The 20409-nt window shown below is 54.1% G+C and carries 20 protein-coding genes and 1 pseudogene; 6 read left to right on the forward strand and 15 right to left on the reverse strand.

Features of this window, described 5'->3' with window-relative positions; genetic code table 11:
• Positions 1-52 precede the first annotated feature (52 nt).
• Positions 53-1465: an FAD/NAD(P)-binding protein gene (locus tag ACO6VX_RS14535; protein ID WP_182500968.1), complete on the reverse strand. Its 1413-nt coding sequence runs from the start codon at positions 1463-1465 to the stop codon at positions 53-55.
• Between the two features lie 19 nt (positions 1466-1484).
• Complete coding sequence (ssuD, locus tag ACO6VX_RS14540; protein WP_033759967.1) at positions 1485-2657, reverse strand: FMNH2-dependent alkanesulfonate monooxygenase; 1173 nt, start codon at positions 2655-2657, stop codon at positions 1485-1487.
• A 274-nt stretch (positions 2658-2931) separates the two neighbouring features.
• Between ssuD and ACO6VX_RS14545 the strand changes: the two genes are divergently transcribed.
• Both ACO6VX_RS14545 and ACO6VX_RS14550 read left to right on the forward strand, forming a co-directional pair.
• Complete coding sequence (locus tag ACO6VX_RS14545; protein WP_323170425.1) at positions 2932-4821, forward strand: sigma-54-dependent Fis family transcriptional regulator; 1890 nt, start codon at positions 2932-2934, stop codon at positions 4819-4821.
• Positions 4822-4940: 119 nt separating this feature from the next.
• Positions 4941-5867 carry a sulfonate ABC transporter substrate-binding protein gene (locus ACO6VX_RS14550; protein WP_170933491.1) on the forward strand — a complete coding sequence of 309 codons (927 nt, stop codon included), beginning with the start codon at positions 4941-4943 and terminating at the stop codon, positions 5865-5867.
• Positions 5868-6181: 314 nt separating this feature from the next.
• Here ACO6VX_RS14550 and yahO read toward each other — a convergent pair whose 3' ends face one another.
• The 3 genes from yahO to ACO6VX_RS14565 all read right to left on the reverse strand — a co-directional run bounded on the left by yahO (position 6182) and on the right by ACO6VX_RS14565 (position 8191).
• Positions 6182-6451 (reverse strand): DUF1471 family periplasmic protein YahO, encoded by a 270-nt coding sequence (gene yahO, locus ACO6VX_RS14555; RefSeq protein WP_010257103.1) that lies wholly within the window; start codon positions 6449-6451, stop codon positions 6182-6184.
• Between the two features lie 275 nt (positions 6452-6726).
• Positions 6727-7863: an HlyD family secretion protein gene (locus ACO6VX_RS14560; protein WP_122459968.1), complete on the reverse strand. Its 1137-nt coding sequence runs from the start codon at positions 7861-7863 to the stop codon at positions 6727-6729.
• Between the two features lies 1 nt (position 7864).
• On the reverse strand, positions 7865-8191 hold the full coding sequence (locus tag ACO6VX_RS14565) for a DUF3302 domain-containing protein (protein ID WP_010257107.1): 327 nt from the start codon (positions 8189-8191) through the stop codon (positions 7865-7867).
• A gap of 594 nt (positions 8192-8785) precedes the next feature.
• Between ACO6VX_RS14565 and pqiB the strand changes: the two genes are divergently transcribed.
• The 3 genes from pqiB to ACO6VX_RS14580 all read left to right on the forward strand — a co-directional run bounded on the left by pqiB (position 8786) and on the right by ACO6VX_RS14580 (position 11114).
• Positions 8786-10438, forward strand: coding sequence for an intermembrane transport protein PqiB (gene pqiB, locus ACO6VX_RS14570; protein WP_192073353.1), 1653 nt, complete (start codon positions 8786-8788; stop codon positions 10436-10438).
• A gap of 140 nt (positions 10439-10578) precedes the next feature.
• A complete protein-coding gene (locus ACO6VX_RS14575) occupies positions 10579-10830 on the forward strand; it encodes a type II toxin-antitoxin system Phd/YefM family antitoxin (protein ID WP_039387444.1) in 252 nt (83 codons plus the stop codon).
• Positions 10827-11114: a type II toxin-antitoxin system RelE family toxin gene (locus tag ACO6VX_RS14580; RefSeq protein WP_010257115.1), complete on the forward strand. Its 288-nt coding sequence runs from the start codon at positions 10827-10829 to the stop codon at positions 11112-11114. The genes ACO6VX_RS14575 and ACO6VX_RS14580 overlap by 4 nt, the downstream gene beginning before the upstream one ends.
• A 273-nt stretch (positions 11115-11387) precedes the next feature.
• Here the strand turns inward: ACO6VX_RS14580 and ACO6VX_RS14585 are convergent, their stop codons facing one another.
• The 3 genes and pseudogenes from ACO6VX_RS14585 to ACO6VX_RS14595 all read right to left on the reverse strand — a co-directional run.
• Positions 11388-11678, reverse strand: a complete 291-nt coding sequence (locus ACO6VX_RS14585; RefSeq protein WP_022624282.1) for a helix-turn-helix domain-containing protein — start codon at positions 11676-11678, stop codon at positions 11388-11390.
• On the reverse strand, positions 11675-12007 hold the full coding sequence (locus tag ACO6VX_RS14590; protein WP_031292300.1) for a type II toxin-antitoxin system RelE/ParE family toxin: 333 nt from the start codon (positions 12005-12007) through the stop codon (positions 11675-11677). Before ACO6VX_RS14590 ends, ACO6VX_RS14585 begins: the two co-directional genes overlap by 4 nt.
• A 118-nt stretch (positions 12008-12125) precedes the next feature.
• Positions 12126-12400: pseudogene (locus ACO6VX_RS14595) on the reverse strand (SAM-dependent DNA methyltransferase); the annotation flags it as partial.
• Positions 12401-12577: 177 nt separating this feature from the next.
• On the opposite strand from ACO6VX_RS14595, the gene ACO6VX_RS14600 reads away from it, so the two are divergent.
• Complete coding sequence (locus ACO6VX_RS14600) at positions 12578-12769, forward strand: hypothetical protein (RefSeq protein WP_241773195.1); 192 nt, start codon at positions 12578-12580, stop codon at positions 12767-12769.
• A 104-nt stretch (positions 12770-12873) separates the two neighbouring features.
• Here ACO6VX_RS14600 and arnF read toward each other — a convergent pair whose 3' ends face one another.
• From arnF to arnB, 7 genes are read right to left on the reverse strand one after another with little or no spacing between them, the layout of a single operon-like run.
• Complete coding sequence (arnF, locus tag ACO6VX_RS14605) at positions 12874-13239, reverse strand: 4-amino-4-deoxy-L-arabinose-phosphoundecaprenol flippase subunit ArnF (protein WP_022624285.1); 366 nt, start codon at positions 13237-13239, stop codon at positions 12874-12876.
• Positions 13236-13556: a 4-amino-4-deoxy-L-arabinose-phosphoundecaprenol flippase subunit ArnE gene (arnE, locus tag ACO6VX_RS14610; RefSeq protein ID WP_022624286.1), complete on the reverse strand. Its 321-nt coding sequence runs from the start codon at positions 13554-13556 to the stop codon at positions 13236-13238. Before arnE ends, arnF begins: the two co-directional genes overlap by 4 nt.
• Positions 13556-15223, reverse strand: coding sequence for a lipid IV(A) 4-amino-4-deoxy-L-arabinosyltransferase (gene arnT, locus ACO6VX_RS14615; protein WP_422431652.1), 1668 nt, complete (start codon positions 15221-15223; stop codon positions 13556-13558). The genes arnE and arnT overlap by 1 nt, the downstream gene beginning before the upstream one ends.
• Positions 15223-16125 carry a 4-deoxy-4-formamido-L-arabinose-phosphoundecaprenol deformylase gene (gene arnD, locus ACO6VX_RS14620; RefSeq protein WP_022624288.1) on the reverse strand — a complete coding sequence of 301 codons (903 nt, stop codon included), beginning with the start codon at positions 16123-16125 and terminating at the stop codon, positions 15223-15225. Before arnD ends, arnT begins: the two co-directional genes overlap by 1 nt.
• The gene (gene arnA / locus ACO6VX_RS14625) at positions 16125-18104 is read right to left on the reverse strand and encodes a bifunctional UDP-4-amino-4-deoxy-L-arabinose formyltransferase/UDP-glucuronic acid oxidase ArnA (protein ID WP_397325150.1); all 1980 of its coding nucleotides are present in this window, start codon (positions 18102-18104) and stop codon (positions 16125-16127) included. Before arnA ends, arnD begins: the two co-directional genes overlap by 1 nt.
• A complete protein-coding gene (gene arnC, locus ACO6VX_RS14630) occupies positions 18101-19084 on the reverse strand; it encodes an undecaprenyl-phosphate 4-deoxy-4-formamido-L-arabinose transferase (protein WP_010257142.1) in 984 nt (327 codons plus the stop codon). Before arnC ends, arnA begins: the two co-directional genes overlap by 4 nt.
• A 1-nt stretch (position 19085) precedes the next feature.
• Positions 19086-20222: a UDP-4-amino-4-deoxy-L-arabinose aminotransferase gene (gene arnB / locus ACO6VX_RS14635; protein ID WP_060678748.1), complete on the reverse strand. Its 1137-nt coding sequence runs from the start codon at positions 20220-20222 to the stop codon at positions 19086-19088.
• Positions 20223-20409 lie beyond the last annotated feature (187 nt).

Consider the following 20409-nt stretch of genomic DNA (forward strand, 5'->3'; position numbering starts at 1 on the left):
ATGCGGCAATCGCTTGCCGTCCACCTTTTAGTGATTGTTCCGGAAGGGTGATTCAGTAGATGAGTGAGCCGGGACATCGCTCGCTGAGGGGCAGCGGCGTAGTGGAGAGTAGCTGCCGTGCTACGGACTCAGCATGTTCTGCAACCTGCGGTAATCCCATGAGTTCGCCAAAGCGACCACGCGCGGCAGGCCCGGCTACATAGAGATGAGGATTGGCATCACCCTGCGCATTCAGCGTCTGTGACAGCGCGTTAACCTGGATGCCCAGCGCCAGCGGGTCGGGCTGAATCACGCCGTCGCCGTGGAGCTGGCGCAGCAGCGCGTTACTTTTAAGCAGTGCGTTGTGCGCTGGCCCGGTGGTGACAATCACTTTTTCCACCACCCGGATTTCTGATTGCGCTCCACGCCGGCGCAGCGTCAGCTGAAGATTGTTTCCCACCGCTTCCGCGCCCATCAGACGCGCCGCCAGCAGTGACAACTGACCGCTCGCCTGCTGCTGGTTGAGTATCTGGCTTACCTGCGGGGCAATCCGGTAGCGGTGAACATCCCACCAGGGGCGTAGATGGTGCAGAAAACGCTGCTGCTCATGCAGTGAAAGGCTCTGCCAGATACGCTGGCCGTTACGGCGGATATCATCCAGCACCAGCTGCCAGGGGAGATTTAACGCGGCTGCCTGTTTTACCTCCTGACGCACCCGATGTAACCAGCCACGTGCGCTGGCGGGCTGTGGCTGACTGTAATCCAGGGTGTAGCTCTCATCGCTGCCGCTCAGGTTGGCTCGCGGCAGCTGTCCACGGCGTGAGAAGGCGGTAATCTCTCCGCGATGCTGCTGGCGATGCAGCGATGCCACCACATCGGACATGGTCAGGCCTGAACCTATAATCGCTACCCGATCGTCAGGTGCGACCTGTGCCAGCGCGCCATTCTGCCAGGGATTGGCAATCAACCCCGGATGCCCCTGTAAGGGCTTCAGCAGCGCAGGCAGGTCCGGCGGTGGATGGCTGATGGCCAGCACCACCTGATCGGCCCGGATCTTCTGCCCTGAGGCTGTTGTGACTACGCCATCCTGCAGCGCAACCGCGCTGTCACGCAGATGACTAAGTTTTACCGGCGAATGCTGCTGCTGATGCACAAACTGCGTATTGACCCAGCGACCAAACTCACCGCGTTGCGGGTAGACATTGCCGTCACGCCACAACGCGTCCGGGTCGGCCTGAAAGGCGGGCGATGCGCGATAGTCGCGGTCAAATATGCCCTCCTCATCCCCTGCAAGCTGCATTCTGGCGGCTGGCACATTGATGCGGTGGGCCGGATCGGTGGTGCCGTATGCCACACCCTGAGCAAGCTGCGCTCGTGGTTCAATCACCGTCACGTGCCACCCTGCCTGGCCAGCCCGGGCCAGATGGATCGCCAGCGCGGTGCCGGTAAAACCACCGCCGATAATGACTATCTGCTGCTGTGACATAAGCGAACCTTCTCTTCTGTTAACTGGCGCTGGCCTGTTTATCAGGACGACGGTCGCCGCCAATGGTTTCACCAAAAGGACCGGTGTTCACGCTGCGCTGTCTCTTTTCGGCGTTGGCAGCCAGCGGTAACAGCGGCATCACCAGTTCAGCGAAGCGGTGCGCCTCTTCAAGGTGCGGATAGCCGGAGAAAATAAAGTTCTCGATCCCCAGCGCCTGATACTCCCGGATGCGATCGGCTACCTGCTGCGGACTCCCCACCAGCGCAGTACCCGCACCGCCGCGCACCAGGCCGACGCCTGCCCAGAGATTGGGACCAATGCGCAGGCTGTCTCGCGAGCCCTGATGCAGCGCGCTCATCCGCGCCTGTCCGGCTGAGTCCATGCGGGCAAAGATCTTCTGTGCGGCGGCAATGGTCTCTTCATCCAGATGAGAAATCAGCCGCTCGGCCGCCGCCCAGGCTTCCTCTTCGGTTTCACGGACAATGACATGCAACCGGATGCCGTAGGAGAGGCTACGGCCACTCTCCTGCGCCCGCTGACGAACCACCGCCAGTTTTTCCGCTACCTGTTCAACCGGCTCACCCCACGTCAGATAAGTGTCGATCTGATTCGCCGCAACGTCGATAGCGGCATCAGACGAGCCACCAAAATAGAGCGGTGGGCCATTTTCCTGCACCGGCGGAAAGAGGATCTCAGCGCCTTCCACGCGGATGTGATCACCCGAAAAATCGACCTTCTCGCCTTTCAGCAGGCGGGAGTAGACCTCAAGAAACTCTCTGGTCACCTGATAGCGCTCTTCATGACTCAGAAAGATGCCGTCACCTTTGTTCTCAACCGGATCGCCGCCCGTGACCACGTTAATCAATAACCGTCCGCCAGAAAGCCGATCCAGCGTAGCCGCCATACGCGCCGCCAGGCTTGGCGGTTGCAGGCCAGGACGTACGGCTACTAAATAGCGCAGCTTTTTGGTGATCGGTGCCAGTGCAGAGGCGACCAGCCAGGAATCCTCGCAGCTCTTACCGGTCGGGATTAATACACCGTAGTAGCCCAGATTATCTGCCGCCAGCGCAACCTGCTGTAAATAGGGTAAATCGACTGCTCTGCCGCCTTCGGTGGTGCCAAGATAGCGCCCATCGCCATGGGTGGGCAGAAACCAGAAGAGGTTGAGGTTTTCCTGTGTCGCATGACTCATTAGCAGATTCCTTTATAACGATATTTGAATTTAATACATAGGCATAAATTCTTTAGTTATATAGCTTTTAGCAGGATGCGTGCCAGTCTGCTACTTAATATTTATCTCATTAATTCAACGATATATTCATAATTTCGCTTGATGCATATTGCTGCATTTGCGACAGGTAAAGTTACAGCCTGCTGCATTGGCAACAATCCGGTCCGGTTAGCCTCTCGTTTCCGCGTTAGCCACGCGGTATGGTCATGGCTTTCCAGTTAACCCGGTAAATGAGATGCAAATTACTAGCCCTGAGTTGATTGACCCCGCATCGCGCGCCTTTAAAAGCGTGCTGGATCAGCTTGCGCCTACCGACGCGACGGTGCTGATCATTGGTGAAACCGGCACCGGCAAAGAGGTGATGGCGCGCTATCTGCATCATCACAGCGCCCGCAGCAGACAGCCATTTCTGGCGGTCAACTGCGGTGCCCTCACTGAGAGTCTGGCGGAGTCGGAGCTCTTTGGTCATGAGAAAGGGGCATTTACCGGCGCACAGGATCGGCATCGCGGCTGGTTTGAGGCGGCAGAGGGCGGGACGCTGCTGCTGGATGAAGTCGGTGAACTGAGTGCGTCGCTGCAGGTGAAGCTGCTGCGCGTGCTGCAGGAGCGCGAGATTACCCGTGTGGGTTCCTCCCGGGCTGTAAAGGTCAATGTGCGGGTCATTGCGGCCACCAACCGCGACCTGGCGGTGGCGATTCGTGAACGGCGGTTCCGGGAAGATCTCTACTACCGGCTGAATGTGGCCAGCGTCACTCTGCCGCCGCTGCGCCAGCGATGCGAAGATATCCCGGTCCTGGCTACTCACTTCCTGCAGCTCTATGCGCGCCGTCTGGGCCGACCTCAGTTACGTCTCAGTGAAGATGCTGTCGCCACGCTGATGGACTACAGCTGGCCGGGCAACATCCGCGAGCTGGAGAACACCCTGCATAATGCCGTCCTGCTCAGCAAAACCTCGCTGGTCACACCGCAGCAGCTCCGGCTGAATAATCTGACGGGGAGCGAGCTGCCACCGGGAGAGGAGGCGCTGGATCAGTTTTTACGGCAGCAGATGCAGCAGAGCGAAACACCGCTCTATCCCCGGGTGATTGAGGCGCTGATAAAGAATGCGCTGGAACTCACTCAGGGCAATCAACTGCAGGCCGCCGCGCTGCTTGGCATCAGTCGTCATACGCTGCGCACCCAACTGGGCCATCTGGGGGTGATTAAACCGCGCCGCACTTCACTGAGTCAGCGCGACACTTCTCTGAATCAGCAGCCCGAACGGGAGCGGGAACTGCGCATCGGTTATCAGAAATTTGGCAACCTCGGCATCCTGAAAGCGCGCCAGTCACTTGAACAGCAGCTGGCCGATCGGGGCGTCAGCGTGCTGTGGAGTGAGTTTCCTGCGGGTCCGCAGCTTCTGCATGCGCTGAGCCAACAGGAGATCGATTTCGGCACGACCGGTGAAGTTCCCCCCTTGTTTGCGCAGGCCAGCAACAGCCCGATGGTTTATGTTGCCTGGGAACCCGCCGCGCCGCAGAGCGTGGCACTGCTGGTACCGAACAGCAGCCCGGTTCAGCAGATTGGCGATCTCAGAGGAAAACGCATCGCCGTGAATCGTGGTTCCAACGTTCACTATCTGCTGCTGCAGATTCTGGATGAAGCGGGTTTAGGGCTGGATGATGTGCGCATCGTCTATGCACCGCCCAAATATCCGCTGACGCCCAGCGATCTCAACGCAGTGGATGCCTGGATGATGTGGGATCCGCTGCTCAGCGATGCAGAGAACAGCGGACAGTTCAGGGTGATCGCTGATGGCACCGGCCGGGTCAATAATCATCAGTTTTACCTTGCCGAACGCGGGTTCGCCGCGCAGTCGGGCGATCTGCTGCAGGTTCTGCTCACCGCGCTGGAGCAGACTGGCCGCTACATCGATGCACACCGTGCTGAAGCCGCTGCGTTGCTCTCAACCGAACTCGGGATATCAGCGCCTTCACTGATGCATGCCTTAGCGCGGCGCAGCCACCAGACCCAGCGCATGAACTTAGCCATCATTCGGGAACAGCAGACCATCGCTGACCGCTTCTATGCACTGGGGCTATTGAGTCGCGCCATTCGGGTACGTGAGTCGGTCTGGCATCCATAGCGTTTTTTTCGCTAAGCATCGAACATTTGATCGCTAAGCGCTTCAACCTGCGTTTGTTATGTTGCGCTGACAACAACCAGACTCAGGAATGAGAGATGAAAAGAGTTTTGCTTAGCGCAATGATTATTGCCGCCCAGGCGGGATTAGCGTTCAACACCCAGGCTGCAGCAGAGAAGCCCGAAACAGTTAACATTGGTTTTCAGAAAGCCAATATCTTCGCCCTGCTGAAATATCGCGGCACGCTGGATCAGGAATTTAAGAAACAGGGGATTGCGGTTCACTGGATTGAGTTCCCGGCTGGGCCGCAGATGCTGGAAGGCCTTAACATCGGCAGTATCGATCTGGCCGCAACTGGCGACGCGCCACCGACTTTTGCTCAGGCCGCACAGGCCGATCTGGTTTATCTGGCACATTCTCCCGCCAACCCCAAAACTGAGGCGATTGTGGTGCCCGCCGACTCCCCCATTAAAAGCGTGGCGGATCTCAAAGGCAAACGCGTGGCGCTGAATAAAGGCTCTGACGTTAACTATCTGCTGGTCACTGCGCTGGAACAGGCGGGGCTGAGCTATAAAGACATTACACCGGTCTATCTGCCACCCGCGGATGCGCGTGCCGCTTTCCAGCGCGGTGCAGTGGATGCCTGGGTAATCTGGGATCCTTACTACGCAGAAGTTGAAACCAACGCCCACGCGCGGCTGATTAAAAATGCCGAAGGCCTGGTGCCACACTACACCTTCTATCTTGCCAGCCGTAAGTTTGCGGAAACCTGGCCGCAAATTGCCAGCCAGGTGGTGGATGAGCTTGGGTCGCTAAGTACCTGGGCCAATCAACATCAGGAAGAGGCGGCAAAAATCATGTCCACCTCAACCGGTCTGCCGCAGCCGATCTGGCAACGGGCGCTGGCAAGGATGCCGTTCGGGGCTGAGCGGATGACACCTGAAGTCTTCACGCAGCAGCAGGCTCTGGCCGATAAGTTTACCCAGATTGGTCTGTTACCAGTGAAGGTCGATATCCGCAGTGCAACCTGGTCGCTGGATAAGAAATAGGGGGAGGCGGGCGGCGGCTGATTAGGGGAACCTTCGCCTGACGGCTGATAACGTCATCGCCTGGAGTTAATCAAGTGCAGGCAGATTAGCGTGACGTGTTATCCGCGCATCAGCCTGGGCAGATAAGGTCCTGTCACCGACGTTCAGCTCATCCTCGCTGAAAACGGTTTAACGTCCTGATGGTGCTGTAAGAAAGATGCCCTTTACATTAGTAAAGGGCATCGATTAACCTGTATTAAGAACATATTTCCTGAGGCTCCGAAAAAAATCATCTATTTCAGTCTGTATTTCAGACAGATAGCTTCATTACTTCGCTATTTTTTCTTGTATACATCAGCGGTACCTTTAATTTTGTTATTCGTATTGGCTGAGGTCAGCACGAACACATCGCCGCCTTTTTTATCGGCCATTTCTGATAGCTCCGCTTTTGCATCTGAAGGGCTGGTCTCACCTGATGTTGAGATATCGCCTATCTTTTCATACTGATCCTTCACTTTCATAAAATCATTCTTTGACATCATTTCGGCAGCAAATGAGCCAAACGATAAAGAGCAAATAACCACACCAAAAATTAATTTTTTCATATACGTATCCTCGGAATGTTACAAAAGACGATTAGAATTCGTAACTACATTTAAAACATAGCATATTCAATGCAAACAGCTATTTCAAAAGCTTATTTACGATCCTGTTTTGTGATAACCGATCAGTAATTTAATTAACCACCCATCGTGTTTTCAGGGTAATTTCAAATCAGGGCTTATTACAAATTCAGGCCGCTCATAACTGTTCTGATTAACTTCTTCTGAAAGGGGGCAAACGGTTAATCGATGGAAAGTTAAGGATATATTTATCATCATCAGTGATCCAGGTAGAGGTAATGCACCCAGCTGGTCATTCTCAGCAAAATTTTACGCATGACCGAAACATGCGTGAAGTGGTCAGAATAGACCGCAACCTGAGCAAATATGCCGTCTGGCAATGCATCAACGTCCTGATTTGGGTTTAATTCAATTATGGCTAATACGCCGTCAGAACCTGAAGCAAGGCTCAGTGATTGCACCGTTCCCTGTGCCTGATAAGCTCCGCCTGGAACCACTGGCAAAACTCTGAGCAGTTTTCCTGAGAATACCTGTCCCGGAAGGGCATTAAAAACGACCTCTGCTTCATCTCCCGCCGTGAGGCGAAGCAGGGAATTTTGTCTGAACTGAGCAATGATTTGACGTTTTTGTACAGGAATGAATATCATGACCGGGCGCAGCGGCAGGGCGGCTGCGTAGCTTCCGGGACGGATTAAGACCTGAGTGACATAACCATCACTGGGTGCGCGAACAACCGTCTGATCCAGGTTATACCGGGCTTCTGCTAATTGCGCGCGCAGACTGGCTATCTGGGATTGTTCTCCTCCTGATACACTGTTCAACTGGCTTCTGAGCTGCTCCTGTTCCGCCAGAGAACCTTTTACCAGGGCATCCTGCGCCAGAAATACCTGTCTGGCATTATCAATATCACGTTCGGAGAATGGATTGACTTTTGCCTTACTGCCTTTGAGATAGCGTTGATAGTCCAGAAATAATCTATCCCGCTCAGCAGATACATGGGTTGTGTAGGCAACGGCTTCGCTTAATTGTCCTTTCATCGCTTCAATATTGTTAATAGCAGTGCTCAGGTCGGCTTGTAATCTTTCGACGCGGACCTTATAACGTGTCTGATCCAGGGTGAAGAGCATTTCTCCCTTTTTAATAAGCACTTCTTTTTTATCAGTAACTTCATTTACGACGCCGGTCACTTGTGGGGTAACAGGAATCGCGACAACCGCTTTTTGTGCCAGTGACGTATAGGGATGGTTATAATTCATTAGCAGAATTAGCGCGCTGACCAGAAAAACGCCACCGAGGGCCGCTGTTGGCACTGTCCATTTATTGACGGGTATGCGAAATATTTTAAAAACAGCCCAGGCTATCGCAACGTAGCTTAAAATAATGAGCAGATCCATATCATCGCTCCGGTCGCAGCGGTTTCGAATCAGCCTGTAAACGCTCCAGTTCTGCTACGCGCTGCTGCAGTTCCAGTAATGAAGTGTATTGACTCTGCATCCCCCAGCCGCGCTCAGGACGATAAAGAGTGGCCCAGATCCACAGGAAAGGCCATATGACATGCAGTGTAAACAAACTTACCCAACCTGCAACGTGAATGGCATCGGCATGAGGATGATTACGGGACTTTGCGATTAAATAGGGAATATCATGAAGAACGATAATTCCATAAAAAATAATTATGAAAACGAAGATCAGCATACCCAAAGCAAAATAGTTAAGGAACATAGGTGCCTCTGCTAAATTGGAATGCGAAGTGAAATTAGAACGTCTGCAAGAATGTTTCTATTCGTAAAAGAGTTAACCTGACACACCTTGTTGACAGACGCAATACCAGAAAGTCATGCAGCGCTCAGGGATTTGAGGCACTTCAGCGAGGACGTAGTTGGGCAATACTGTTCATTGGTGATGATTTTAGTGGATTTATTACACTTTAAACGCAGGATTATTCCTCTTTATTTTGAGTCGTTAACCTCCATGATATTGGTAACTGATTGATTTGATTTTATTAAAATAACATGACACGTTGATCACAGATTTGTATTTCTAAAGCTTTATTTAAAAAAATATCTTTATACTTATTAACTATCCTGTCCCGACGTTGTTGCGAATTATCCGATCCATTATTTACTGGAAAATAATAGATCTCCGTTTGATAGTAGATTTTATGATCCTGACTTATTGAAATTTAACGCTTAATGATGAGATTAACTATCATGGCCTCAGGAAAGACCAGCGAATACATAGCCCTGAGATTGAATCCTTCTTCAACAGAACGCCCTGAAAAGTTCAGGTTACTCTGTTCTTACACGAGTCCATACTTTGTCGGATAAGCCGGATAGTGCTCATGTAAACCCCAACAAAAGATGGTCTTCTGTCTGGATCATTCCCTTTGTCACGCTGCTCATCGGTGCCTTTTTATTGTATTACCATAAAAGCCAGCAGGGACCTCTGGTGATTCTGATGACCGAAAACGCACAGGGGATTAAGGCAGGTAAAACCGTAATAAAAAACCGCAACATTGATGTGGGTGTCGTTGAAAGTACCGAGCTTACTGACGATCTTAAGCACGTCGAGATCAAGGTTCGCATGCACACTGGTATGCAAAAACTATTGAACGGCAATAGCGCTTTTTGGGTGGTCAGGCCTGAAATTGGATTCGAGGGGATAACGGGCTTAAGTACCTTGTTCTCAGGCGCCTATATAGCTTTACAGCCAGGTTCTCCGGGGCCAGCGCCGGAACGCTATCGGCTGTCAGATGCGCCTCCCCAGGCCTCACCGAATGCAAAGGGGATCAGAATCACGCTTAATAGTCGTGAAGCGGGGCAACTCATGCCGGGCTACCCGGTTCTGTTTCGCGGCCTGCGTGTCGGGTCAGTCGAGAACAGCCGGTTTGATATGGAAAAAAGGATGATGCGTTATCAGGTTTTTATCGCTTCGCCCTTTGATCAGCTTGTCACCTCAAACGTTCGTTTCTGGAAGAATAGTGGGATTGCTGTGGATTTATCCTCATCCGGGATGCGCGTGGAGATGGGCTCCATCACCACATTATTAAGTGGCGGGGTCAGTTTTGACCTGCCTGAAGGCGTGGCCCTGGGCCAGCCGGTTAAGGGCGTAGCAACTTATACTCTTTATGACGATCTGCGAAGCATCGCGAATTCTCGTTATACCGAACACCTCGACTTCGTGATGTTCTTTTCCGATTCTGTTCGCGGACTTCAGGCAGGCGCGCCTGTCGAGTTTCGTGGAATACGCCTGGGGACGGTTGCTCAGGTTCCTTTTAACTCACCAGAGATAACCCAGAATTTTCGCAGCCATTATGAGGTTCCCGTACTGATTCACATTGAACCCCAGAGATTCATGAGCGGTATGAGGGAAGACTTTGACCTGGAGAAAAAGCTACAGCTGGGTAAAAAACAGGGGTTAAGAGGCTCCCTGAAAACAGGCAGTCTGCTTTCCGGTTCGCTGTTTATCGACTTAGACTATTATGCAAATGTTGCACCCGACAAAGGACCGGATATCGTCGCGGGTTACAAAGTCATCCCCACAACGCCTGGTGGTTTAAACCAGATACAGCAAAAGATTGTGGCTATAGTGGATAAGATGAACAGCCTTCCGCTTCGGCCACTGATTTCAGTTGCGACCGGTACGCTAAAACAAAGTCAGCGCACCATGACAGAAATACAAAAATCGCTCAGGCATATTGATGGATTTATCAGCAGCCCTGCAATGAAAACACTGTCTGAGGATATGCAGCAAAGCCTGCAACAGCTCAGCCGCAGCATAAAAGGTATTCAGCCTGGATCGCCCGTATATCAAAAATTGACGGGGGATATGCAGCGCCTGGACCTTGTGCTCAGAGAATTGCAGCCGCTTCTCAAGACCTTAGATAATAAAAGCAACGCGCTGATTATTCAGGATGCTGCAACTGACGATCCTGTTCCTGTCGGCGCGAAAAAGAGAAATGAAAAATAACCCCATCTTCCGGCATTTCAAATGGCTCATTCAGCCTTTGCAGTTCATCAAACATAGCCATTTGTATCTACCGAAAGAGACTGGTTATCAGGTCTTGAGGCTGCTACTATAAAGACCTTTTAAGCAGTCCTGGAGGCTCTATGCCAAACATTATTTTAAGCGATACCAGCGCCAGCGTAAGCGAACTGAAGAAAAACCCGATGGCCACGGTTAATGCAGGTGACGGTTATCCTGTCGCCATTCTTAACCGCAACCAGCCTGCATTCTATTGCGTCCCGGCTGAGCTTTATGAACAAATGCTTGATGCCCTTGACGATCAGGAACTGGTTAAGCTGGTCAGTGAACGCAGCGGCCAGCGTCTGCTTGATGTCGATTTGGATGCGCTTTTGTGAGTTATACCGTCAAATTCAGGGAAGAGGCTTTTAAAGAGTGGCAGAAGCTGGACAAATCTCTCCAGCAGCAGTTTGCCAAAAAACTGAAGAAATGTTGTGATAATCCCCATATTCCTTCTGCCAGACTACGTGGGATTAAAGACTGCTATAAAATCAAACTCAGAGCGTCCGGGTTTCGCCTGGTTTATCAGGTAATAGACGACCAGCTGGTGATTGCCGTTGTTGCTGTGGGTAAACGCGAGCGCAGCGATGTTTATCATCTTGCCAGTGAAAGGATGCGGTAGGGAGGGAGGGAGGGCTGTGTCCGATGAGTATTGACGTAATTCAAGCGATATTGAAAATCAGACATCTTATTTAACATAATTAGTATTATTCGCACTTCTGCAGATGGCCAATTTGGTAGTGTCACTTGATAGCAGAAATGGCAAGCTATCAGCTTCAGATGGGAAGGGATGAAGACGGTCAGGTGAAAGGGTATAGCCGGTGCATCAGCACCGGGTTTATCCTGCCCCGAAGGGGCTACCGTCATGGCAGTTCGCGCGATGCAAAAAGGCAGCTCAAGCTTCCTCTGGTTCGCTTATCTCAATACTGGTTATGTGCAGTCCGGCATGTGACATCATGCTGACCAGCTTATCAATTGAAAAGCAGTTGATCCGACCTCCTGCCAGCTCGGACACTCTGGGCTGTGAAACGCCCAGCGCAGCAGCAGCAGTGGCCTGATTCAGGCCATTACGTTTAATCCAGCTATTCAGGCGGCCTACTAACTCGGCGCGGAGTTTCATATTTTCCGCCTGCTCTGGCGTTTCGCTAAGAGCGTCCCACACATTATCAAAAGTCTGAATATTCATTTTTTACGCTCCTCAACCAATCGGCGATAACGATTTCGGGCAAGTTCTACGTCACTCTGGCTGGTCTTTTGTGTCTTTTTCTGGAAACAGTGCAGCACATACACGGCTTCTTCAAATTTGGCGACATACATGATCCGGAAAATGCCGTCATTACCCCGGATTCGGATTTCACGTGCTCCCTGACCTACCGTAGCAAAATGCTTCCAGTCGTCCGGCTCCAGTCCCTGCTGGATCAGGTCAAGCTGATACCCTGATGCGGTCCGGGCCTCTTCCGGGAAAGCCCGTAGATCCTCAAGACTGCTGTCAATAAAACTGATTTTCTTACGCATCATCACCTCATTATACGAAATTTCGTATATTGTGCAATTTCTGCATTACTCATGCACCCATACAAACCCGTAACCACTGCTTCCCTACCATGTAGTTTCCTGCTGTTTTGTCCATGGCCTACATTGCCCTGATAAAATCCAGCATCGCCTTGATCCGGCGCTGGCTTTGAGACATTCTTCAAAATCGTTGAGATAGTAAGCCGGTGTATAGCGCACCCGGTTAAACTCCAGCGTCAGCGTATTACCGGTGACAACCTCAGCTGCAATGCCCAGCAGGGAAAGCTGTATAAACGCCATATCCACCGTGACAGGATCAATATCAAATCAACTGACGGACATCTGAACTGATGGATTAAATCCGGCTTCAATCAGGCAATCTGCATAAGGTAGCATCGGTCATGTGGGTGTAATTAAGCAGGCGGAAGTAACGCACACCGATACGGGCATAAATGTCCGTTATCCCGCCGCAGTACATTTCTGCAAACATGAACGTTTCACAGTCCCCGTTCTCATTGCATGCCTGTTTCAGCGGATAGAGTCTCCCCAGCGCATCAGTAAGCGATGAAAGAGATGGGCAAGCCCGTATCAGAGTGCATGATGGTGGCTGCGCACGGCTGGGATGTGGGTGGAGCAAAACGTGCAGACATGAAAACTGCATTTATTACCCGCAAAGGACAGGCACTCTACCCGCTGGCACCTGCACCCGATCTAATCGTCAGTGATATTGGCGAGCTGACTGCAAAGATAAAACCGCTTTGCTGACCCGCCGTTTACCGCAAATACTTTAATGCCGCGAGAGTTACTCGCTGCCCGAAAAGGCTAATAAAAGGCGCAGTTGATGCGCAAACGCTAACGTCATTCTTAAATCAGGGCTTAACCACAATACACAGCAGGCCGATGACAATAATCACTACGCCCGCCAGGCTGTGCCAGCTGAACGCCTCATGGAATACCGGCAGACAGACAGCCACCAGCCACACCAGCACATAACTGAGGCTGAGCAGCGGATAGACGCGGTTCAGCGGAAAATAGCGCAGCGCCCTAATCCAGCAGAGCATCGAAATTCCATAAGCACCCAGCCCGGCCAGCAGCAGCAATGCGGGCAGCAGGGCAACAGCAGGCAGCGACGTTATGCTGCTGACATCGGGCAGTCGCGGCATCGCCCAGCGCATCATCAGCTGTGCCGCTGAGACCAGCAGCACGCTGCATGCGACCCATCCATACCCTTTCATAGCTGGCTCGCCATCAGCGCCACACCCGTCACCACCAATAGCGTGCCGGCGATCTGGCGCAGCGTCAGGCGCTCGCGCCAGAGGATGCGTCCTGCCAGCGCAACGAAAATGAAGTTAAGGCTCAGCATCGGATAGGCCTGGCTGACAGGCACCCGCTGCAGGACCAGCAGCCAGAGAAGCATCGCGACACCCAGCAACAGCACGCTCACCCCAATCCAGCTTAAGCGGACCCGGCGCGATGCCGCGTGAGTCGCCTGTTTCTGGCACAGTTGCGCGCTGCAACTGAGCAGACTGACCAGTACAATCAGCAGCAGCATCACTTCATCTGACTGTAATAGAGGCAGACCAGCCTGCCCTGGCGATAGACGGCGTCCGGCACCGGAACATCCTCGCCGATATCACTGTGTACTGAATCAACCAGCAACAGCAGTGATACGCTTCCCGTACGGCGATGATCGGCAAGCCAGCCGCCGAAGTCCGCCTGAGAGACAAAGCGGGATTGCGCATCCGGGTAGCTCAGCCCATATTCCAGCTCGCCTTTGGTGTCATAGAAGCCGATATCGCTACGTTGCAGATGCCAGGCTGCGGCAGATGCCACGCCGGGATTGTCCGCCAGGATAAAGTGACTTGAGGCCAGACGCAGGCTGATCGTCGAGACAAAACGCTGCGGCTGTTTGGCGTCGCGGATTTTATCCGGGATTGCCGTACCAATAAACAGGGCGACGCCCAGCGGGCAAAGCGCGGCCGCCAGCCAGCGGCGCTGTGCAGAGCGGCAGCTATATGCGCCCACCAGCCCCCAGATGAGAAATGCCAGTGCCCCCAGCGCAAGCTTCAGCATCTCGTGCGTGGCGAACAGCGGATGATGCGTCACACTCCAGGGAGCGAGCACCAGCACGACCGTTGCCAGGGTAATGATGCCGAAAATCAGGTTGAGCCCGCCATTGACTGTTAATGCGCGCCCTGCCCGCTGTGCGGCGTTCAGGCCATAGTGCGCCATCAGCAGCGACAGCGGCACAAAACAGGGCAGGATATAGGTTGGCAGCTTGCCTTTCGCCAGGCTGAAAAACAGCAGCGGCATCACCGTCCAGCTCAGCAGATAGAGCGCGCCGGGATGCTGCTGACGCTCGCGCCAGCCGGTCATCAATGCGCCCGGTAACAGCGCCAGCCACGGCAGCGTTCCCAGCAGCAGAACCGGCAGGTAATACCAGAAAGGCGCTTTGTGCTGGGCATTGTCCTCAGCAAAGCGCTGAATATGCTCAACCCAGAAGAAGTAGTGCCAGAAATCCGGTGCCTGATGATAGATCGCCAGCGCCCAGGGTGCGCTGATCGCCGCGGCTGAGAGTAGAGCCAGCGGACCGAAGCAGAGCAGTTCGCGCAGTCGCTGCCGCCAGATCGCCCAAGGCAGAATCGCCAGCACAGGCACTGCCAGCGCCAGAAAGCCTTTGGTCATAAACCCCATGCCGCAGGCGAGACCCAGCAGCAGATAGCCGCCCGCCCGCCCGGCGCGTCCGCTGGCCTCCGTCGCCAGCCAGAAGCTGCACATCGCGGCAGCCAGCCAGAGCATCAGCATCGGATCGAGCACCGCATAGGTGCCAACGCCATAGACCAGCAGCGAACTGAGGAAAATAATCGTGCCGACGGCAGCCGTGCGTGCCGAACCAAACAACCGCCTGCCGAGCCAGTAGATCAGCACGGCGGTCATCGCCGTGGAGAATATCGATCCCGCCCGCACGCCAAAGTTGTTGTGGCCAAACAGCCACTGACCCAGCGAGTTGACCCAGTAACCCGCAATTGGTTTTTCAAAATAGCGCAGACCGAAGAAGTGTGGCGTCACCCAGTTACCGGTTGCCAGCATCTCCCGGCTGATCTCCGCATAACGGGTCTCATCCGGCTGCCAGAGATCGCGGAACATCGGCGGAAGCAGGTAATAGAGAATAAAAAAGCTGAAAAAAAGTAGCCACTTCGTGTTGTTACGTATCCGCACTAGTTCGCCTCTTCAGTCAGTTTCTGGCAGCCCAGCCACCCTTCCCGTCCGGGGATTTCGCCTCTGACCACCCTGCCCACCGGCAAGGTACTTAGATCGTCGGGCAGCAGCTCGCTTAACGGACAGAACTGAATGCCGTGACGGTCCGCAGCAGCCAGCAGCTGGTCAAAGTCCGGGTAGCCGATAATCCCTTCGACTTCGGCATGCACGGTGTAGACCGCCCCATCATCAGAAGAGAGCATTTTCGCCAGAATGTAGTCGTTATAGCCTTCTGCGCTGACCTCGCGGCCAACCACTTCATCCCATGTGGGCAACGTCACCGGAATCTGTACGGTACCGATCTGTCCATCCGGCAGCATGGGCCGGAACGGGCCGCTGCCGCGACAGTCGCTGTTGTAGTGAAAGCCAAAGTCCTGTTTGGCGGCGATCACCCGGCCATCGGCTCGCCAGCCCGCGACGGCCGAACAGCTGACAGGATGACCGAGTATCTCACTCAGCGTTTCGGTGCCACGTGCTATCTGCTCAACCAGCTTATCCTGCGGCCAGACACCGGCCCAGGTCTGCCAGGCAAAATGGTCCCAGGCGTGCAGACCGACTTCGTGCTGACGAGTGGCGTCCTGCATGATGTGCCGCAATCTCCGTCCCATCTGTTTTCCCGGCCAGGCCGTTCCGGCGAGCAGGATGTCCCAGCCATAGAGAGACGCGGCGCGGGAGCGCAGCATCTTCATAAGAAACGCCGGTTTCACCAGCCGCCAGAGATGGCGGCCCATGTTGTCTGGTCCCACGCTGAAGAAAAAGCTGCCCCGCACCGCATGACGCCGGAACAGCTCAAGCAGCGCCGGCACGCCCTGCTTCGTGCCGCGCCAGGTATCTACGTCAATCCGCAGACCGATCTTCTTCATCACTTATCAGCCTGTGGCTCAACGGTGCGCAGGAAGAAGTCGAGCGTGTTGTCGATAGTGACATCCATCGTCACGGTCGGTGTCCAGCCGAGCAGGCGACGCGCATTGCGGATAGCCGGTTTACGGTGCTCCACATCCTGATAGCCTTTGCCGTAGTAGCTGCTGCTTTCTACTTCGCGGAAACCGGCAAACGGCGGGAACTGGCTGCGCAGCGGATGACGTTCAAAGCTGGCCAGCAGCTGCTCGGCCAGCTCTTTGATACTGGCTTCGTTGTCCGGATTACCGATATTGATGATCTGACCATCACAATTCAGCTGTTTGTTTTCGATAATGCGGAATAGCGCCTCAACGCCATCCTGAATATCGGTAAAGCAGCGCTTCTGTTTGCCGCCGTCAATCAGCTTAATGGGCGAGCCTTCTACCAGGTTAAGAATGAGCTGGGTTATCGCGCGGGAACTGCCGATGCGCGCTGCATTAAGGTTATCCAGACGCGGTCCCATCCAGTTGAACGGACGGAACAGGGTAAAACGCAGCCCCTCTTTTTCGCCGTAGGCCCAGATAACGCGGTCCAGCAGCTGTTTGGATACCGAGTAGATCCAGCGCTGTTTGTTGATCGGCCCGACGACCAGATTAGAGCAATCCTCATCGAAGCTGTCATCGGTACACATGCCGTAAACTTCTGAAGTGGATGGGAAAATGATGCGCTTCTGATACTTCACACAGTCGCGAATGATTTTCAGGTTCTCTTCGAAATCGAGCTCAAACACGCGCAGTGGATTGCGGGTGTACTCAATTGGCGTGGCGATGGCTACCAGCGGCAGGATGACGTCGCATTTTTTGATGTGATACTCAATCCATTCGGAATGGATAGCGATATCCCCTTCGACGAAATGGAAGCGCGGATGATCCAGGAAGCGGCTGATCGCGTCTGAACTGATATCCAGGCCATAGACCTCGAAATGCTCATCCTGTAACAAACGCTCAGTGAGATGATTACCGATAAAGCCGTTAACGCCAAGGATCAGCACGCGGGTACGACGTTGCAGCGCTGACTGCGGTTTTGAATAGAGCAGTGCGCCAGGGACGATGCCCAGACTCTGCGCCAGCTGGCTGCCATTCATGTAAACGCCATGCTCGGACTGGCCGGTCTGGATTTCCAGCGCGCCCTCGCCACAGGCGATCAGGAATGGCTGCTTAGAAAGTACCGTCCCTGGCTTTGCCTGATGCTGCTGCGGATGAACCCGGCTCTTCCAGACGATAAATTTAACCGAACCGGCAAAGGCGAATGCGCCAGGCCAGGGATCGGTAACCGCTCTGACCAGATTATGAATCGTCTGAGCAGGCTGATTCCAGTCAATGCGGCCATCTTCAGCCGTGCGACGATCTACCCGTGTCGCCTGACTTTCATCCTGTGGCCACTCACTCACTTCACCCTCACGCAGGCGAGGTAAAACGTCGCCGAGCAACTGCTCTGCAGCCTGGGTTAGTTTACGATGCAGCGTCAGCGCGTTGTCCTGATTTTCAATAGCGACCTTCTGCTGCGCCAGAATGTTACCGGCATCCGCGCGCTTAACCATGCGATGTAGCGTAACGCCCGTTTCAGTTTCGCCGTTGACCAGCGCCCAGTTCAGCGGTGCCCGGCCGCGGTATTTTGGCAGCAGCGAGCCGTGCAGGTTAAAAGCACCCTTTTGAGCGCATTGCAGGATCTCATCGCTCAGCAGATGGCGATAGTAGAAGGAGAAGATCATCTCTGGCGCCATGGTGCGGATGCGGTCAAGCCAGATCGGGTGATTCGCCTCGTCGGGTGCATAGACCGGAATGCCATGCTCTGCCGCCAGACGGGCGACTGAGCCGAAAAAGTGGTTTTCGGTCGCCACATCGTTGTGAGTAAAAATGGCGGTGATCTCATAGCCTGCACTCAGCAGCGCATTGATGCCGACACAGCCCATGTCGTGATAGGCGAAAACAACGGTCTTCATGATTGAATATCCTGTACTGAAGGCTCTTCTGGAGCGTGAACAATGCGTTGAACGAAATAGCGCGGACGCGCCCGAACGTCGTTATAAATGCGCCCGATGTACTCCCCGAGCAGTCCCATACCCACAAACTGGGCGCCGATAAACATGAACAGCACGGCGAACAATACGAAGACGCCGTCACCCGCCCAGGCCGCGCCAAAAAAGAGTCGCAACACGATCAACACCAAAGAGAAGGCGAAGCCGGAGAGCGCAATCAGGCTGCCGACCACGCTGAGCAATCGCAGCGGCGTGGTGGTCAGACAGGTCACCAGGTCGTACATGAGGTTAATCAGGCGCATAAAGCTGTATTTCGAATCGCCAAAAGCGCGCTCGGCATGGATCACCGGCAGCTCAATGGTGTGTCGGGCAAAGGTGTTGGCCAGGATCGGAATAAAAGTGCTGCGTTCGTGACAGTTGAGCATCGCCTCGACGATGTGGCGACGGTAGGCGCGCAGCATGCAGCCGTAATCGCCCATCGCCTTGCCAGTGACCCGCTGAATCAGCCGGTTGAGCGTGCGCGAGGCCTTCCGACGGAACCAGCTGTCCTGGCGCTGCTGACGGACGGTACCCACCACGTCATAACCCTGACGTGCGGCGTCTACCAGCCGCGGGATCTCTTCCGGCGGGTTCTGCAGATCGGCATCCAGCGTAATAATCAGATCGCCACGAACCTGGCTGAATCCGGCCATGATGGCGGAATGCTGACCGTAGTTGCGGTTGAGCAGCACGCCGGTTATCCGGCTGCCGGGAACGGTGGCGGCCTGTTCAATCAGTTCGGCAGAACGATCGCTGCTGCCGTCATCCACCAGCAGAATTTCATACTCAATCTTAATTGAGTCACAGGCGGCGCAGGTGCGCTGAAGCAGCTCCGGCAGACTCTCCTGCTCGTTATAGACCGGGATGACCACGGAGAGCATGTTGATCGGTTTGATATCGCGCATCTCAGGCTCCGGCAATGTCATGTAAAGCCTGAATCACACGTTCGACATCCTGATCCGTCATTGACGGAAACAGTGGAATCGAACACATCTGCTGGCTGTTAAGTTCACTGGCGGGAAGACGTAAATCGGGATAGTGCTCGCGATAATATTTATGGGTATGCGCCGCACGGAAATGCAATCCGCTGCCGATATCCCGCGTCTTCAGTGCCTGCATAAAGGCATCGCGCGACAGACCGCAGCGCTGTTCATCAATGCGAATAATAAACAGGTGCCACGCATGCTGATGTGGCCAGGCGGGCAGTGACAGCGGCGTGAACGGCAGCGTGCGCAGCGCTTCAAGATAGCGTTCAGCAATCTCACGGCGGCGGGCAATAAAGCCCGGCAGTTTCTGTAACTGCACCAGCGCAATCGCCGCGCTGATATCGGGCAGATTATATTTAAAGCCCGGCATCATGACTTCCGCCTGCGGCAGACGCCCCTGGGTATGACGATCAAACGCATCCACCGCCAGGCCATGAAACTTCAGGCTGCGTATACGATCGGCGAGAGTGGCGTCATCGGTCACCACCAGGCCCCCTTCCGCGCAGGTGATATTCTTGATGGCGTGGAAAGAGAAAATCGCCGTACCACGATGCCCGATCGGTTTTTGGTGATATGTGGTGCCCACCGCGTGAGCCGCATCTTCAATAATGGCAATCCCACGCTGCTCAGCCAGTTGATAGATTGACGCGAGATCGGCAGGTGCACCAGCGTAATGCACCGGAATAATCGCGCGGGTGCGGGGCGTAATCGCCTGCGCTATCCGGTCCGGCGTGACCATCAGGTTGTCGGGATCCACATCAATCATCACCGGCGTGGCACCCAGAAGCGTGATCAGGTTCAGGGTAGAGACCCAGGTCATGGACGGCGTGATCACCTCATCGCCAGGCCCGATCCCCATCGCCATCAGCGTGACATGCATTCCGGCAGTGGCAGAGCTTACTGCAATGGCGTGCTGGTTGCCGGTCATCTGAACAAAGGCCTGCTCCAGTTCGGCGCATTTTGCCCCGGTCGTTATCCAGCCAGAGTCAAATACCGCTTTAACAGCAGCCAGCTCTTCATCACCGAATGAAGGCCGGGAAAATGGCAAAAAATCCATGCTAAAACTCCTGCAGATCAAACCCATAAGCTGTCGCGCGTTGTTAATCAGGCACAACGCCAGAAAATAATCGAAATAGCGAATGACTCACAGTCGGCCAGGGTGTTATCGACACCACGCTTTCCCGTTCTGGAATTAAGGTTACCGGACTGCTAATACAAACTACCGTATGAAAGTTAACTGAACA

This window comes from Pantoea sp. BJFS-204, from assembly GCF_049310725.1.
Lineage (GTDB): Bacteria > Pseudomonadota > Gammaproteobacteria > Enterobacterales > Enterobacteriaceae > Pantoea > Pantoea agglomerans.

Coding starts and splice junctions, on each gene's coding strand:
- ACO6VX_RS14550 (WP_170933491.1), top strand. CDS start 4,941: ATGATTATTGCCGCCCAGGCGGGATTAGCGTTCAACACCCAGGCTGCA.
- arnD (WP_022624288.1), bottom strand. CDS start 16,125: ATGAAGAAGATCGGTCTGCGGATTGACGTAGATACCTGGCGCGGCACG.
- ACO6VX_RS14565 (WP_010257107.1), bottom strand. CDS start 8,191: ATGTTCCTTAACTATTTTGCTTTGGGTATGCTGATCTTCGTTTTCATA.
- arnC (WP_010257142.1), bottom strand. CDS start 19,084: ATGCGCGATATCAAACCGATCAACATGCTCTCCGTGGTCATCCCGGTC.
- ACO6VX_RS14600 (WP_241773195.1), top strand. CDS start 12,578: ATGGGCAAGCCCGTATCAGAGTGCATGATGGTGGCTGCGCACGGCTGG.
- ACO6VX_RS14545 (WP_323170425.1), top strand. CDS start 2,932: ATGCAAATTACTAGCCCTGAGTTGATTGACCCCGCATCGCGCGCCTTT.
- ACO6VX_RS14585 (WP_022624282.1), bottom strand. CDS start 11,678: ATGAATATTCAGACTTTTGATAATGTGTGGGACGCTCTTAGCGAAACG.
- ACO6VX_RS14590 (WP_031292300.1), bottom strand. CDS start 12,007: ATGCGTAAGAAAATCAGTTTTATTGACAGCAGTCTTGAGGATCTACGG.
- arnB (WP_060678748.1), bottom strand. CDS start 20,222: ATGGATTTTTTGCCATTTTCCCGGCCTTCATTCGGTGATGAAGAGCTG.
- ACO6VX_RS14575 (WP_039387444.1), top strand. CDS start 10,579: ATGCCAAACATTATTTTAAGCGATACCAGCGCCAGCGTAAGCGAACTG.
- ssuD (WP_033759967.1), bottom strand. CDS start 2,657: ATGAGTCATGCGACACAGGAAAACCTCAACCTCTTCTGGTTTCTGCCC.
- arnF (WP_022624285.1), bottom strand. CDS start 13,239: ATGAAAGGGTATGGATGGGTCGCATGCAGCGTGCTGCTGGTCTCAGCG.
- arnE (WP_022624286.1), bottom strand. CDS start 13,556: ATGCTGCTGCTGATTGTACTGGTCAGTCTGCTCAGTTGCAGCGCGCAA.
- arnA (WP_397325150.1), bottom strand. CDS start 18,104: ATGAAGACCGTTGTTTTCGCCTATCACGACATGGGCTGTGTCGGCATC.
- ACO6VX_RS14560 (WP_122459968.1), bottom strand. CDS start 7,863: ATGGATCTGCTCATTATTTTAAGCTACGTTGCGATAGCCTGGGCTGTT.
- yahO (WP_010257103.1), bottom strand. CDS start 6,451: ATGAAAAAATTAATTTTTGGTGTGGTTATTTGCTCTTTATCGTTTGGC.
- ACO6VX_RS14535 (WP_182500968.1), bottom strand. CDS start 1,465: ATGTCACAGCAGCAGATAGTCATTATCGGCGGTGGTTTTACCGGCACC.